12 protein-coding genes are annotated in these 15,155 nt (G+C 43.0%); 5 read left to right on the top strand and 7 right to left on the bottom strand.

What is annotated here, in order from left to right:
- Nucleotides 1–48 precede the first annotated feature (48 nt).
- Nucleotides 49–678 (bottom strand): peptide-methionine (S)-S-oxide reductase MsrA, encoded by a 630-nt coding sequence (gene msrA / locus HFU86_RS17950; protein WP_132496350.1) that lies wholly within the window; start codon nucleotides 676–678, stop codon nucleotides 49–51.
- A gap of 133 nt (nucleotides 679–811) precedes the next feature.
- Between msrA and tamA the strand changes: the two genes are divergently transcribed.
- From tamA to HFU86_RS17935, 3 genes are read left to right on the top strand one after another with little or no spacing between them, the layout of a single operon-like run.
- On the top strand, nucleotides 812–2,554 hold the full coding sequence (tamA, locus tag HFU86_RS17945) for an autotransporter assembly complex protein TamA (RefSeq protein ID WP_036948997.1): 1,743 nt from the start codon (nucleotides 812–814) through the stop codon (nucleotides 2,552–2,554).
- Entirely contained in the window at nucleotides 2,551–6,321 is a 3,771-nt protein-coding gene (tamB, locus tag HFU86_RS17940; protein WP_282551775.1) for an autotransporter assembly complex protein TamB, read from the top strand. Before tamA ends, tamB begins: the two co-directional genes overlap by 4 nt.
- A gap of 3 nt (nucleotides 6,322–6,324) precedes the next feature.
- A complete protein-coding gene (locus tag HFU86_RS17935) occupies nucleotides 6,325–6,672 on the top strand; it encodes a gamma-glutamylcyclotransferase family protein (protein WP_132496352.1) in 348 nt (115 codons plus the stop codon).
- 78 nt (nucleotides 6,673–6,750) lie between these two features.
- Here HFU86_RS17935 and HFU86_RS17930 read toward each other — a convergent pair whose 3' ends face one another.
- From HFU86_RS17930 to fbp, 3 genes are all read right to left on the bottom strand, one after another.
- Nucleotides 6,751–8,460: a pyridoxal-dependent decarboxylase gene (locus tag HFU86_RS17930; RefSeq protein ID WP_187129775.1), complete on the bottom strand. Its 1,710-nt coding sequence runs from the start codon at nucleotides 8,458–8,460 to the stop codon at nucleotides 6,751–6,753.
- Nucleotides 8,461–8,911: 451 nt separating this feature from the next.
- Nucleotides 8,912–9,442 (bottom strand): inorganic diphosphatase, encoded by a 531-nt coding sequence (ppa, locus tag HFU86_RS17925; RefSeq protein ID WP_132496354.1) that lies wholly within the window; start codon nucleotides 9,440–9,442, stop codon nucleotides 8,912–8,914.
- A 138-nt stretch (nucleotides 9,443–9,580) separates the two neighbouring features.
- On the bottom strand, nucleotides 9,581–10,588 hold the full coding sequence (gene fbp, locus HFU86_RS17920) for a class 1 fructose-bisphosphatase (RefSeq protein WP_132496355.1): 1,008 nt from the start codon (nucleotides 10,586–10,588) through the stop codon (nucleotides 9,581–9,583).
- A 163-nt stretch (nucleotides 10,589–10,751) separates the two neighbouring features.
- Between fbp and mpl the strand changes: the two genes are divergently transcribed.
- Entirely contained in the window at nucleotides 10,752–12,131 is a 1,380-nt protein-coding gene (gene mpl / locus HFU86_RS17915) for a UDP-N-acetylmuramate:L-alanyl-gamma-D-glutamyl-meso-diaminopimelate ligase (protein WP_132496356.1), read from the top strand.
- A gap of 53 nt (nucleotides 12,132–12,184) precedes the next feature.
- Here the strand turns inward: mpl and HFU86_RS17910 are convergent, their stop codons facing one another.
- Together HFU86_RS17910 and argR are read right to left on the bottom strand one after the other, a co-directional pair.
- Nucleotides 12,185–12,595, bottom strand: coding sequence for a DUF6122 family protein (locus HFU86_RS17910; RefSeq protein ID WP_132496357.1), 411 nt, complete (start codon nucleotides 12,593–12,595; stop codon nucleotides 12,185–12,187).
- 107 nt (nucleotides 12,596–12,702) lie between these two features.
- The gene (gene argR, locus HFU86_RS17905) at nucleotides 12,703–13,173 is read right to left on the bottom strand and encodes a transcriptional regulator ArgR (protein ID WP_036949013.1); all 471 of its coding nucleotides are present in this window, start codon (nucleotides 13,171–13,173) and stop codon (nucleotides 12,703–12,705) included.
- Nucleotides 13,174–13,644: 471 nt separating this feature from the next.
- Between argR and mdh the strand changes: the two genes are divergently transcribed.
- The gene (gene mdh, locus HFU86_RS17900) at nucleotides 13,645–14,583 is read left to right on the top strand and encodes a malate dehydrogenase (RefSeq protein ID WP_036949016.1); all 939 of its coding nucleotides are present in this window, start codon (nucleotides 13,645–13,647) and stop codon (nucleotides 14,581–14,583) included.
- A gap of 198 nt (nucleotides 14,584–14,781) precedes the next feature.
- On the opposite strand, the gene HFU86_RS17895 is transcribed toward mdh, so the two are convergent.
- Nucleotides 14,782–15,099 (bottom strand): helix-turn-helix domain-containing protein, encoded by a 318-nt coding sequence (locus HFU86_RS17895; RefSeq protein ID WP_187129774.1) that lies wholly within the window; start codon nucleotides 15,097–15,099, stop codon nucleotides 14,782–14,784.
- Nucleotides 15,100–15,155 lie beyond the last annotated feature (56 nt).

The following is a 15,155-nucleotide window of genomic DNA, read 5'->3' as shown; positions in this document are numbered from 1 at the left end:
AGCACTAGCCTATTTTATCTGGCTATATATTCGTCATTATAATGTCATTCAAGATGGAAGACAGACCCCAATGCCACCAAGCCCACAATAGCCGTTGGGATTTTTATACAGATATTGCTGGTGATAATCCTCAGCAAAATAGAAGGTTTCGAGTGGTCGAATCTCGGTGGTAATCGGGCGGTTATCCTGCTTTTCAGCCATCGCCTGTTGGTAAGCTTCGCGGGTTTGTATCGCCAGTTGGTACTGTTCATCTGATGCTGTATAAATAGCAGAGCGATATTGGGTACCAATATCATTACCTTGGCGCATGCCTTGGGCTGGGTCGTGGTTTTCCCAAAATAGCGTTAGCAGCTGAGCAAATGAAATGATTTCTGGATCAAACACCACGCGAACGACTTCAGTATGTCCGGTTAATCCGGTACACACTTCTTCATAGGTTGGATTCGGTGTGAGACCACCGCTGTAACCTGTAGATGTCGTATAAATTCCCGTTTGTTGCCAAAATAATCGTTCCACACCCCAGAAGCAACCCATTGCAAAATAAGCAATTTCCATATTCTTAGGAATAATCTCAATCGAATGATGGGTCACTGCATGGTAAGGTGACAACGCCATTGACGAGTGACGCCCCGGAAGTGCTTGAAATTCATTATCGGACTGAAATTGATTAAAAGTCATAACGATTCCTAAATACAATCTGTATAGAAATAAAGTAAAAATTGGGATAAAAACTTGTGTCAGTGGTCTATTTTACTCAAAATAAGTCGTTGTTGAATAATAAGCCAAATTGTCTATCACCCTAGGAGCAGGCGTGTCGAAATATCTTACCCTTTGTGTAGTATGCCTAACAACGGCGGTACCAGCGGTATTTGCTGCGAATCTACGCCTTAATATTGAAGGGCTTGAAGGGCAACTCAACCAGAATGTCCGTATTCAGCTTTCTAATATTTCACAAGATGAAGTCGTTGCAAATGGACGTTTTCGTGCTCGAGTAGAAAAAGCGATTCGTGAAGGGTTAAAACCACTGGGATATTATGAACCTACAGTAGAATTTAGCTATGAAGAGAAAACCCCGCCAGCACGTTCAATTTTGACGGCCAAGGTTTCTCCGGGGGAGCCTATTCTTCTACAAGGTGTCAATGTGGTGTTAGAAGGGGGAGCGAAAACAGACCCTGATTACGCCAAGATGCTGAAAAAAAGCACGCCGAAATATGGCATCATCCAAAATGATGGTGACTATGAAGACTTCAAAGGTAAATTTAGCAGCCTAGCTATCCGTAAAGGGTATTTCGATGCCATGATGGAAAAAAGCCAGCTAGGCATTTCTGTTGATCATCATGCTGCTTATTGGGATTTTGATTTTAACAGTGGTGAGCGTTACCGTTTTGGTAAATTAACCTTTGAAGGCTCACAAATTCGCAAGGATTACCTCGAAAACCTTTCTCCTTTTAAAGAAGGGGAGTATTACACGTCAGAACAGCTCGCCGAATATAACCAACGTTTGGCATCGACAGGGTGGTTTAACTCTGCGCTAGTCACGCCGAATATTCAAAAAGCTCGTGAGGAGCATACGGATCTATTACCCATGGAAGGGGTCATGATCCCAAGAGCGCAAAACTTCCTTGAGTTGGGTGGTGGTTACGCGACCGATGTGGGGCCTCGCGTAAAAGCGATATGGAACAAGCCGTGGATAAACTCACGGGGACAAAGTTTAACCTCCAGCATTAGTCTCTCTCAGCCGGAACAGCTGATTGATGCCAGCTACAAAATTCCACTCAAAGCGAATCCTCTAGAGCAATATTATGCGATTCAAGGTGGGTTCAAACGCACGGATTTGAACGATACTCAATCGAATACCACCACACTGAACGTGTCTCGTAATTGGGATTATTCAAGTGGTTGGCAGTATGGCGTGAATATGCGCTGGATGTTGAGTAACTTTACCCAAGCGGATGTGACCAACACCACGATGTTGCTGTATCCGGGGGCAAACGTCAGCCGAATTCGTCAAAAAGGTGGCGTGATGCCAACCTGGGGTGATAGCCAGCGCTATTCTATCGATTACTCCAATAAAATATGGGGTTCGGATATCGACTTCCTGGTATTACAAGCCAAGAATGTGTGGATCCGTACTCCATGGGAAGGACATCGATTTGTCGTACGTGGAAACCTTGGTTGGATTGAAACCAATAACTTTGACAAAGTCCCGCCAGACTTACGTTTCTTCGCAGGGGGGGACGGTAGTGTCCGTGGTTATGGTTATCAAAAAATCTCCCCAGAAGATAGTAGCGGCAAGCTCACCGGGGCATCTAAGCTGGCAGTTGGATCCGTCGAATATCAATATAATTTCACGGGTAACTGGTGGGGGGCTACCTTTATTGATAGTGGTGAAGCGGTAGACGATTTCAAAAATAGTGATTTTAAAACTGGCGCCGGTGTGGGGATCCGTTGGGTTTCTCCAGTTGGACCGATTAAATTTGATTTAGCCAAGCCTATTGGTGACCCAGATAATAACAAAATTCAGTTTTACATCGGATTGGGGACAGAACTATGAAATGGATGAAATGGCTAAAGTGGATTGCAATCACCATTTTATTATTGTTAGTTCTGGTCGTTGGTGCACTGTATTGGGTTTTGGGTACCAAATCGGGTCTGCATTTTGCGTTGAACTCCGCCACACGTTTTGTACCTGAACTGACTATTGGCTCCATTGATGGTGATATTAACGATTTAACGCTCTCTGGCGTGAAGTACCAAATGCCAGGTGTGGATGTGGATGCGAAGAAAATCCACCTTGCATTACGTTTAAAGTGCCTGACCAGCCGTGAAGTCTGCATTGATGATTTATCCACAGAAAGCGTGATGGTGAATGTGGATACTAGCCAATTCCCGCCGTCTGAAGAAACTCCGCCTTCTGAGCCGCTAACAGAACTTAATGCCCCGCTAACCATTCGTTTGGCTCAATTAGCGTTGGTTGATACTCATGTTAATGTCGATGGTACTGTGATTGATCTCGACAAATTCGCCACAGGGATCACATGGCAAAAAAGAGCTATCGAAATCACGCCAACCGATATTATTAACCTTGCTATAAGCTTACCGCCTAGTGAGCCGGCTGAGACGACAAAACCAGTTGAACCCGTCGTGCCTGAAGGTGAGCAGCCGTCCCTTGGTGATCAGCTTAAAACGTTATTTTCTAAGCCGCTATTAGCGGAGCTACCTGAAATTATCCTACCGGTTGACTTGAATGTTGAAGGGATCAATGCCTCTAATTTCCAATTAAAAGGCGACACAGACATTACGATTAATAGCCTGAATTTGAAGTTAGAAAATGAAGGGCAGAATGTTTTATTAAAGCAGCTAAAAGTCGATGCACCGCAAGGTAATGTTGCGGTTTCTGGATCGATTTCTTTGCAAGAAAAATGGCCAGTCGCGCTATCCGTTATTGGTGAAAGCCGCCTTGAAGATTTAAATGGACAGAAAGTCGATTTAACGCTTAAAGGTGGGCTGATGGATGAGCTGATGCTGGCATTGAATCTGAATGGTCCAATTACGGCGACACTAGAAGCTCAGACCGATTTAGCGCAGGCAGATTTTCCGATTGAGTTGACTTTAGAAAGCAAAAAATTAACTTGGCCGCTGGTGGGAGAAAGCCAATATAAGTTTGATGACACTCGCTTACGATTAAATGGTCGCCCTTCTAGCTATGACCTTTCATTACGTTCAGCCATCACGGGACAAGACCTACCGCCATCTAAGTTATTATTAGATGCGAAAGGGAACGAGGAAAAAATTGATTTAACCCGTTTACGCTTATCTGCGCTGCAAGGTAATGCAGACCTATCAGGGGTGGCAGATTGGAGTAAAGCTATTAGCTGGAATATGGTGCTGACGTTATCAGGTATTAATACGGCGAAGCAATATCCAGAATGGCCAGCGAAAGTTGAAGGGAAAATTGCCACGCGAGGCAGCCTATATGGTGGAAGCTGGCAGTTAGAGATCCCTGAAATCACCTTAGATGGTAATGTTAAACAGCACATCTTAAAGGCGCGTGGGCAAGCTAAAGGAAATGCCGCAGGGCAATGGAATATCCCAGATTTTAATCTCTTGCTGGGCAAAAACAGTGTGAATGTGAAGGGCTCTTTAGCGGATAAATGGAATCTTGATGCCAAAATTAATGCTCCAGCGTTGAATGGATTAGTGCCTGGACTAGGTGGTGTGATCATCGGGGATTTAAAACTTCGTGGTGATTTACAGGCCCCACAAGCGCTGGCGGATTTAACGGCGCGTGGCGTGAGATGGCAAGATTTAACTGTTGAGACCACCACCATTAAAGGTAACGTAGCAACGGGTGACCAAATCAAAGGTGATTTATCTGTGGTGGTGCGTGGATTGCGCCAAGCGGATTTAGCCATTAGTAACCTAACGCTAGATGCTAAAGGTACTGAAAAACAGCATACGTTAAAACTGAATGTGACAGGGAAACCCGTTTCTGGACAGCTCGCACTGGCAGGGGGCTTTGATCGCCAAACGGAAGTATGGAAAGGTAACTTAAGCAATACCTTATTTGATACTGAGGTTGGGGAATGGCGTCTGAATCAAGCCATGTCCTTGAACTACAATAACACAACTCAAGAAGTGGTCATTGGTAGCCATTGCTGGGTCAACCCGAATGCTCGCGTGTGTGTGCCGAAGCCTGTTAAAGCAGGTAAAAGTGGTAGCGCTGACATTGTATTAGAACGTTTTGACCTTGCGATGATCAAACCGTTTATGCCAAGTGATACTCGCGTAAATGGGGTATTCACTGGGCGTGCAAATGCCATCTGGAAAGCGGATGGTAGCCTGCCGCAAGTGAAAGTGGATTTGAGCGGTGATGGGGTCAAAGTCGTGCAGTTTGTTGATGGTGCTCGTTTACCTATCGCGTTTGATACGCTGACATTAAATGCGGGTATGAAGAATGGTCGCGCGGATCTGAATTGGCTGTTGAAGATTGCAGACAACGGCCAATTTAAAGGTAATGTGCAAATTTCTGACCTCGAAAGAAAGCGCTTACTCTCCGGCAACATTGAAATTAACGCCATTACATTAGGTTTAATTAAACCGTTACTTGGCGAAAAAGATATTGCGAATGGAAACCTGAATGCAAATCTACGTGTCGGTGGTTCGGCGCATAACCCGCTAATGAACGGTAATGTCACATTATCTGGATTAGAAGTGAAGTCTGGGTTGATCCCGTTTGATATACAAAATAGCCAATTAGCGATTAACTTTAATGGTACCAGTTCAGTCATGACTGGGCAGATCAAAACGCCAGAGGGTTACCTAAATATTGATGGTGATGCGGATTGGCGCAACATTGATGCATGGCGAGCTAAAGTACTGGCGAGAGGGAATAACTTACGAGTTTCTCTGCCGCCAATGATCAAAATTGATGTGCAGCCCGATTTGATTCTGGAAGCATCACCGAAATTGTTGACCTTAAATGGTAGCGTAACTATTCCATGGGCGCGTATTACGGTGCAAGAATTGCCTGAATCTGCGGTGAGTGCGTCTTCGGATGTGGTGATGCTGGATGACCAGCTAAAACCGATCAATCCGAAACAGCAATCGATCCCAATCCAAACCAATTTGAATATTAATATTGGCAACGATGTACGTCTGGATGCATTTGGATTAAAAGCTCGGTTAACTGGGTTATTAAAAGTTGCTCAGGATAAACAAGGGTTAAGCTTAAATGGCCAGGTAGATATTCCATCAGGACGTTTCCGCGCTTATGGACAAGACTTGATTGTGCGTAAAGGGCTGATTCAATTCTCGGGACCTGCTGATCAACCGTTCTTAAATTTAGAAGCAATTCGTAATCCTGAAAACACGGCCGATGATGTGATTGCCGGTGTGAAGGTCACAGGACTTGCCGATAAACCAAAAGTTGAGATATTCTCTGAGCCCGCAAAAACCCAGCAAGAGGCGCTTTCCTATCTGTTAAGAGGGGAAGGGCTCGATAGCGGGGATGCGAATGGATCACAAATGACCTCAATGCTGATTGGATTGGGCGTTGCACAAAGCGGTCAGTTGGTGGGTAAAATTGGTGAGACATTTGGTGTATCAGATTTAGCCGTCGATACCCAAGGTGTGGGTGACAGTTCGAAAGTGGTTGTGAGTGGGAAAATTACGAACGACTTGCAAGTTAAGTATGGAGTTGGCATATTTGATTCTTTAGCGACGCTCACTTTACGCTATAGGGTCATGCCGAAACTGTTTTTAGAAGCTGTTTCTGGCGTTAATCAGGCTTTGGACCTGCTTTATCAATTCGAGTTTTAATATATGCGTATCATTGTTTATGGCAGTTTAAGGCGCAAGCAAGGGAATCATCACTGGATGACTTATGCTCAGCTGCTAGGTGAGCATAAGCTAGAAGGCTATGAACTGTATGACCTTGGATATTATCCAGCGGTTATCAGAGGGAATGGGACGATTGAATGCGAGGTTTATCGTATCAATCCGTCTATTCTGACAGAGTTAGACGAACTGAAGAAAAATTCACAAGATTATGAGCGTGAGTTAATTCCAACACCTTACGGTAATGCGTGGATTTATCTCTATAAACACTCAGTTGAAGGCCTGCCTAAAATCAAAAGTGGTGATTGGCTAAAGCGCCATGAAGAAGAGTAATCAGTAGTTTATCTGTAATGAGTCATCACGAAAAACGCCGAGTACTGAAAGTTCAGTGGTCGGCGTTTTTTATCGATGTTAAGCGTGGCTCATGGCTTTGAGCATTTTAACAAACTCATCAATATGATGGCGTTCTGTCGTTGGGTTCATAAAGACCGCTTTTTCACCCGGTATATAAACAAAGCGGTTATGTTCCGCATAAGTTGAGCAGGCGATGGAATCCACCCAATTGGTGAATAGCCCCGCTTTACCGCGTGTTAAGAACAGATTGCGGTGCCATTTGCTATTTCTAATCATGGTTTCATAAGCAGCTTTATCGCTAGCACAACTTAATTCATAGTTAAAAATATCCTGTGGATCCGCATTCAATTTAGGGGAATAAAGGCGAAAGCCAACACTAGGCCCCTGGTTTTGAGGCACCATGACTGCGGCATTTTCCATTTCAATTAACTGGTTGCGCATGTAGTTAGCATTTTGTAGGCAGTGAGCAATAATGGTTTGGTACCCTTCAATGCCAAGATAATGCAGCCCTGCATAGGCGCCAAAGATCCCAACTCCACTGCGGCTACACTCAATGGTGGATTGCAAGTGAGTTTGCCCTTCTAAATCATGCTCAAAGTACGTGAAGTTTTCCGGTGAGTTTTCAAGGGCTTTGAAATCATTGCTATCACGTACCATCACTAAGCTCGAGGTGTAAGGAACATAGCCCCATTTGTGGAAGTCGATAGTGATGGAATCGGCATATTTAAGCTGTTTGAATTTTTCTACAGTGTGGCGTAATCCAAACAGTGTGGCTTCATTGATCGCAAGCGGGTTAGTATTAAAATCATAATTAATAAAGAAAATAATTGGCCAGCCGACCGCCGCATCCACGTGAATATGCGGTTTTTCTGTTACTTCAAACTCTTCACACAGGCGGTTTCGCAGCTCGTAAACCTGTTTTATTTCATCGACACCAAAGGTATCAGTGGTACCTGCGGTTAATAAGATCACAGGGATCTTGCAGTGAACGGTATAACAGGCGCGGATCTGTTGCTCTAAGTCATGCAAGTCGATGGTGTTGTCCGAGGCGACTTTAATACGAATGGTTTTGTTTTGAATATCCACACCCAGTAATGAAAGGTTAGTCATATTTGAGTAGTGGCCGCCTTGGGAGTTGATAATCCGGTAGTCTTGATCCACAGACATACCCAGTTGGCGAGAATCTTTTAATGTTTTGCGAATGCCAAATAGGTAACCATATAAATTACACATGGTTCCGCCTTGAGTGAACAATCCAGACGCTTTATTTTCATCATAACCAATTAAGTTAGCGACTTGTTTAATCACTGTTTTTTCCATGGAATCGGCGACGCCGGAATATTCGCAATAAACCATGTTGGGATTGCCTAAAAGACCAAGCATAGAGCCATATAATGCAGGGTCTGAAGGCATCGCAATCACGTTTTCGACGGACAACGGGTTTTCCCAGTTTTTACATAATGCGGAAGCAAAAGCTAGCAGGGTATCTTGTTGATCTCCCGGTAAATTAATCTGCTGCTGGACATGGGACTGCAGAGCCAGTTGATTGAACCACTGAGCGCCATTTGCATATTGATTGATTAACTGATTGTCTGCGAGTGTGGTTTTGCGAAATTGGGTGATAGCTTGGATTTTTGGGTCATTAAAAATAGGCCATTTATTCGGATCGCGGCTAAAAAAGTTCGCCACAATATTGTGGTACTGCTGTTCGAATTCGGGTGTGAGTAGGTTCGCACTTTGGCGAGCAAGAAGCTCTGATTGATTCACGCTAGACTCCCATTTACATTTATACAATTAATGATTTATGTAAATACTCTACACCTGAATCTATATTGATTTAAATAATATCAAATTGACTAATTCATCTGGTTTATTATCATAACGTTATGATAATAAATAAGTTAAAAGTCATTCTAGTTATTTTTTACTAAGAAAATATATTCCTATATTGATAAGTTAATCACAGATTTATAATCTGAATAATATTTGTTTTTAATTAATATTATTTCGAATTTTATGATAAATGTGGTTGATTGATTCAATTTTTGTTAAATATTCAGGAATTTAATTCTGGTTTTTATTTTGGGTTATATAACTGCCGATATATATCTCTGAATATTATAAAATTGTGAAAAAATATTAATATTGTGAAGGGACGGTATAGGTAAAAAAAAGCACTGGTCAAAACCAGTGCTTTTCTATCCACAGAAGGGATTAATTATTTCTTTGCAGCGCGTTCGAAAGAAGCGATGATTTCAGCTTTAGCTGCATCTGCATTCTCCCAACCGTCAACTTTAACCCACTTACCTTTTTCTAAATCTTTGTAATGCTCAAAGAAGTGAGTGATTTGCGCACGCAGCAGTTCAGGAATGTCGTTCACATCTTTGATGTGATCGTATTCTTTGCTCAGTTTAGTGTGCGGTACAGCAACTAATTTCGCATCTTCACCAGATTCGTCAGTCATTTTCAGTACGCCAACTGGACGGCAACGGATAACTGAACCTGGTTGTAATGGGTATGGAGTTGGTACTAAAACGTCAACTGGGTCGCCATCTAAAGATAGGGTGTTGTTGATGTAACCGTAGTTGCACGGATAGAACATTGCAGTAGACATGAAACGGTCTACAAACAGTGCGCCAGATTCTTTATCAACTTCATATTTGATTGGATCAGCGTTAGCTGGGATTTCGATGATTACGTAGATATCTTCAGGCAGTTCTTTACCTGCCGGTACATTGTTCAGGCCCATTAAAATGTATCCTTATGAGTGCTTAAAATAACGTGGGGGACATTATAGCCGCAAAGAGAGGTAAAACTCACTAGTTGGAGAGAAATTCAATCAAAAAAGGCGAGAGAGCCTCGCCTTCAGGTCAAACGGAATGTTTGATTATTCTGCGTCAGGGTACTCACGCATGAAGGATTCCGCTTTCTCAACCATGGCTTTCGTTCCCACAAAGAACGGCACACGTTGATGCAGCTTAGTTGGGATGATGTCTAACACACGGTTAGTACCATCACTTGCTTTACCGCCCGCTTGTTCTGCTAAGAATGAAATTGGGTTGCATTCGTACAGAAGGCGCAGTTTACCGGTAGGGTGGCTAGCGGTGCTTGGGTAAATATAAATACCGCCTTTGAGTAAGTTACGATGGAAGTCCGCCACTAAAGAGCCGATATAACGCGTGGTATATGGGCGGTGGGTTGCTTCATCCTGCTCTTGGCAATATTTGATGTATTTCTTAACGCCCATAGGGAACTTGATGTAGTTACCTTCGTTAATGGAATACATTTTACCTTCTGCTGGGAACATGACTTTTTCATGAGACAGACAGAATACACCTAATGATGGGTCGTAGGTGAAGGCATGAACGCCGAAACCGGTGGTGTATACCAGCATAGTTGATGAACCGTAAACCACATAGCCAGCAGCAACTTGGCGGTTACCTGGTTGTAAGAAGTCAGCTTCTGTAACTGGTTGACCAATTGGGGTAATACGGTGATAGATAGAGAAGATTGTTCCAACGGAAACGTTTACATCGATATTCGAAGAACCATCCAGAGGGTCCATTAAAACGACATATTTCGCGTTTTCTGCACGATCACCTTCGAAAATGACGATTTCATCTTCTTCTTCTGAGGCGATACCGGCGACTTCTCCGCGCGCTTTCAAAGCCGCTTTCAGTTTTTCGTTTGCATACAGGTCAAGCTTCATCTGAACTTCACCTTGAACATTCGAAACACCGCTTGTGCCGAGAATGTCAACGAGTCCAGCTTTGTTAATATCACGATGGATAATTTTAGCGCCCAGTTTGATTGCTGACAGTAATGCAGTCAGCTCACCTGTTGCATGAGGAAAATCTTGTTGCTTTTCGACGATGAATTCGCCTAATGTTTTCATGACGAAGGTCCTGAATAAAATTGACAGAAATTTGCGGGTCTTTATTGTACCCTCGGGCGGAGAGTTTATCTAAATAAAGAAAAGATTAATAGGCTAATACATTTATAAACCTGTGATTGATGAGTAGAATAGTGACAAACCTCATGCTATTGGATGGAAAAGAATGCACATACATATTTTAGGCATATGCGGAACCTTTATGGGCAGCTTAGCCATTTTGGCTCGTTCGTTAGGGCACAAAGTGACTGGGTCTGACGCAAACGTCTACCCACCGATGAGTACATTGCTTGAAAAACAAGGCATTGAACTAATTCAAGGATTCGACCCTGCGCAGTTAGAGCCAGCCCCTGATATGGTGGTGATTGGGAATGCGATGACCCGTGGAAATCCCTGTGTTGAAGCCGTATTAGAACGTGGTTTATCTTATACTTCTGGACCACAATGGCTCCATGACCATGTCCTTCCTGAGCGCTGGGTATTAGCCGTTGCAGGGACTCACGGTAAAACAACAACCGCGGGGATGCTGGCGTGGATCCTGCAAGACTGTGGTTATGAACCTGGCTTTCTGATTGGCGGTGTTCCGGGGAACTTTGATGTTTCGTCCCAGATTGGTAAAAGCCCTTTCTTTGTTATTGAAGCGGATGAGTATGATTGCGCATTCTTTGATAAGCGATCTAAATTCGTGCATTACAGCCCGAAAACGCTGATTTTGAATAACCTCGAATTCGATCACGCGGATATTTTTGAAAATCTCGAAGCGATTCAAAAACAATTTCATCACCTGGTTCGCATTGTGCCAAGTAGCGGCAAAATCTTTATGCCAAGTAACGACAATAATCTCAAGCAAGTGATGAACATGGGGTGTTGGAGTGAACAAGAATTGGTGGGAGAAAACGGTGAGTGGCATGCCGTGAAACTCAATCATGATGGCAGCCAGTTCGAAGTATATTACCAGCAGCAAAAAGTGGGTGAAGTAAACTGGTCGCAAGTAGGTAATCATAATATCCAAAATGGCTTGATGGCGATTGCCGCTGCGCACCATGTTGGCGTACCGGCGAAAGAAGCTTGCTTAGCGTTAGATAAATTTATTAACGCCCGCCGCCGTCTTGAGTTACGTGGTGTTGAAAATAATGTCAGTGTTTATGATGACTTCGCGCATCATCCAACGGCAATTTTAGCGACGTTAGAAGCATTACGTAGTAAAGTAGGCGGTACTTCTCGTATTATTGCTGTGCTGGAACCTCGTTCAAATACCATGAAAATGGGGATCAGTAAGAATGATATCGCACCCGCTTTAGGGCGTGCAGATGAAGTCTTCTTATTCCAACCTAGCAATATTCCGTGGATGGTCACAGAAATTGCAGAGCATTGTGTGCAGCCTGCGCGTTGGCACGCAGATATTGATACTCTCGCTAATATGGTGGTGGAGACGGCTCAGCCCGGTGACCATATTTTGGTGATGAGTAATGGCGGTTTTGGTGGTATTCATGAAAAACTGCTGGCAGGGCTAAAACATAAAGCCGAAGCCAAATCTGACGAGTAGTCTATAAGCGATATCGTGAATTAAAGCCCTAACTTCAGTTAGGGCTTTTTTCATTATAGCTGCTGAGGTAGCTCGACGCTTACGCGTTCTGGTTGCCCGGAGCAGCTTAATACAGTGCCTTGCATCTCTTTTTTAACACTTCCAAGATAACAATCCACCGAGTCTGTAAATAAGTGAAACAGGCAGCCGACGGCGATAGCTTTGAGTTTCCATGAAGGAAAGAAGAATAAGACGACATAAGCAATAGCAGCCCAAATAGTGTGCATAGGGTGGAAGCCTACGCCACAACGATCAGGATCGAAAATAGGATCGGCGAGAAGGTGATCAAGGTCGATAGCCATGGTGGAAACCATTAAGAGCCCAGCAAGCTTCCAGTTTTTTCGCCAAAATAAATAGCCAAATAAAAAGGGCACTAAAAAATGGAAACCGTAGTGAACGATATTCCGTAAAATCTCAAATAACACGGGCTTATCTCGATATGAATCAGTGGAAGACGCGTCACTATAGAATTAAAAATAAAAAGAGGGAACTGGGTTCCCTCTTTTTCGATATCTAAAATTTTTCGAAAGGACTAAAGTTCTTGTTCGAAAAGCACCAAAATGGCTTCGTACAGTTCACGCGTTGTGAAATCGTTGGTTGGCGTTGAGAAAATTGTATCATCGCCAGCGATGCTGCCTAAGATGCCTTCAGCTTTGCCTAAAGAGTCTAACAGGCGGGCAATTAACTGTGCTGCTCCTGGGCTGGTACGGATCACAACAACAGAATGGTTGTAATCAACATCCAGAACTAAATTCTTCAGCGGGCTGGTGGCAGTGGGGACACCAGGCTCGGTTGGTAAGCAATACACCATTTCCATTTTTGCGTTGCGGGTACGTACTGCACCAAACTTTGTCAACATTCTGGAAATTTTAGATTGATTAATGTTTTCGAAGCCTTGTTCTTGAAGAGCGATCACAATTTCGGCTTGTGAACTGAATTTTTCTTCTTTAAGGAGTGCCTTAAAGGCTTTTACCAAGTCTTCTTGTTTCGACATAGTGCGCATAATTAACCCATCTTTTGGTATTAAACTGAGTTGTATTATGTTGAAAAGTGCATTTTTATGCAAGAAAATTGATTTTTTGAGTGTTTAATGAGCAATTTTAGAGAAGTCTTTTCTGGTAATAAGAAGGGGTTTATCTTAAATTGTTGGTTCGAAATTTAACTTAAAAATAAATTGATTTAACAATAAGTTACTGTGAAAAAATTGTTAAATAATTAATCGGTGCTGAATAAATCGTCAAATAAAATTGGGTTTAATGTTAAATGCAATAGCAATAAAAACTATTTGTTAAAAAAGTGTCCGTTATCTCATTAACAGATAAGGAATTTGTTTAGAATAGGACTATTGTGTTGGTGATTTATCTCGCGTTAACACTTCTCTCTAACTGTTAAAGAATTGTTTTTTATAAGTAATGTGTTTAGTGCGTAGTCAGATGAATTCATATATTTTAAAGTACAATTAAGGAGTTTTAGAATGAAAGTTGCAGTCCTAGGTGCAGCAGGTGGTATCGGTCAGGCTCTCGCCCTTCTTCTCAAAAACCAGCTCCCAGCAGGTTCAGAACTCTCCCTCTACGACATCGCGCCAGTAACACCAGGTGTTGCCGCTGACTTAAGCCACATCCCTACCGACGTTAAAGTGGTTGGTTTTGCGGGTGAAGATGCAACCCCAGCGCTGAAAGGTGCGGACGTAGTATTAATTTCTGCGGGTGTTGCACGTAAGCCAGGTATGGATCGCTCTGACCTGTTCAATGTGAACGCAGGTATTGTACGTAACCTTGTTCAACAAATCGCGGTCACCTGCCCGAAAGCACTGATTGGTATTATTACTAACCCAGTGAATACAACCGTTGCTATCGCAGCTGAAGTTCTGAAGAAAGCTGGCGTGTATGATAAAAACCGTCTGTTCGGTGTAACGACACTGGATATCATCCGTTCAAATACTTTCGTTGCTGAATTAAAAGGTAAGAAAACTCACGAAGTTGAAGTGCCAGTTATCGGTGGTCACTCAGGCGTGACAATCCTGCCATTACTGTCTCAAATTCCTGGTGTTAGCTTCACTGATGAAGAGATCTCAGCACTGACTAAGCGTATTCAAAACGCAGGTACTGAAGTGGTTGAAGCTAAAGCGGGTGGCGGATCTGCAACACTGTCTATGGGCCAAGCGGCAGCACGCCTGGGCTTATCTTTGATCCGTGGTCTACAAGGTGAAAGCAATGTGGTTGAGTGTGTATACACTGAAGGTGAAGGCGAACACGCTCGCTTCTTCGCTCAACCTGTTGTATTAGGTAAAAACGGTATCGAAAAACATTTACCAATTGGTAAATTAAGTGCATTTGAAGAGAAAGCACTGAAAGATATGTTAAGCGTACTGAAAGCAGATATTGAATTAGGTGAAAAATTCATTAATGGCTAATACCAATTAAGAATTCGCGCTTAAATAAGGGCGGAGTTGCTTTCATGCGATTCCGCCCTTTATTTTTATACTCGATAAATTTTCACTTATCAAAATAAGGGGAAACCCCTTGAAGGTACAATGAATTAATCTTGCTGTTTTTAAAGAAAATAATAATGGGCTTTATCTTTCAGTTCTGATCAAAAATAGCGACTGATATTAGATATGTTCTTTTTCTGGCTCCCTGTTTTCTAATTCGCTTGTTTCCTCGATTTTCTTTGGCTTTTCTCGAACTTTTCTTTCTAATAAATCACCCGTCATTGGATCGTAATAGCGACTAGGCCAGATTTCTGATGGATGAATACCTAAAAAGTTTGCGATGATCCATTCTCCTTTTGGCCAAGGTCTCGATAGCGCATTCGCGAGCGTTGACGAGCTAAGCCCTGCTTCACGAGAAATCGCCGCTAGGGTTGTTCCACGTTTGCGTAAAGCTGCAATGATATCTGCTGGGTGCCAGTTTGATTTCCGTAACATCATTTTTTAATCCTTTTTTCACTCAGAATCATGTAGAGTTAGTGGTACATCTAACAGAG

The organism is Providencia sp. JUb39 (assembly GCF_012272845.1).
Taxonomy (GTDB): Bacteria; Pseudomonadota; Gammaproteobacteria; order Enterobacterales; family Enterobacteriaceae; genus Providencia; species Providencia lanzhouensis.
This window is presented reverse-complemented; position numbering and strand designations above follow the sequence as displayed.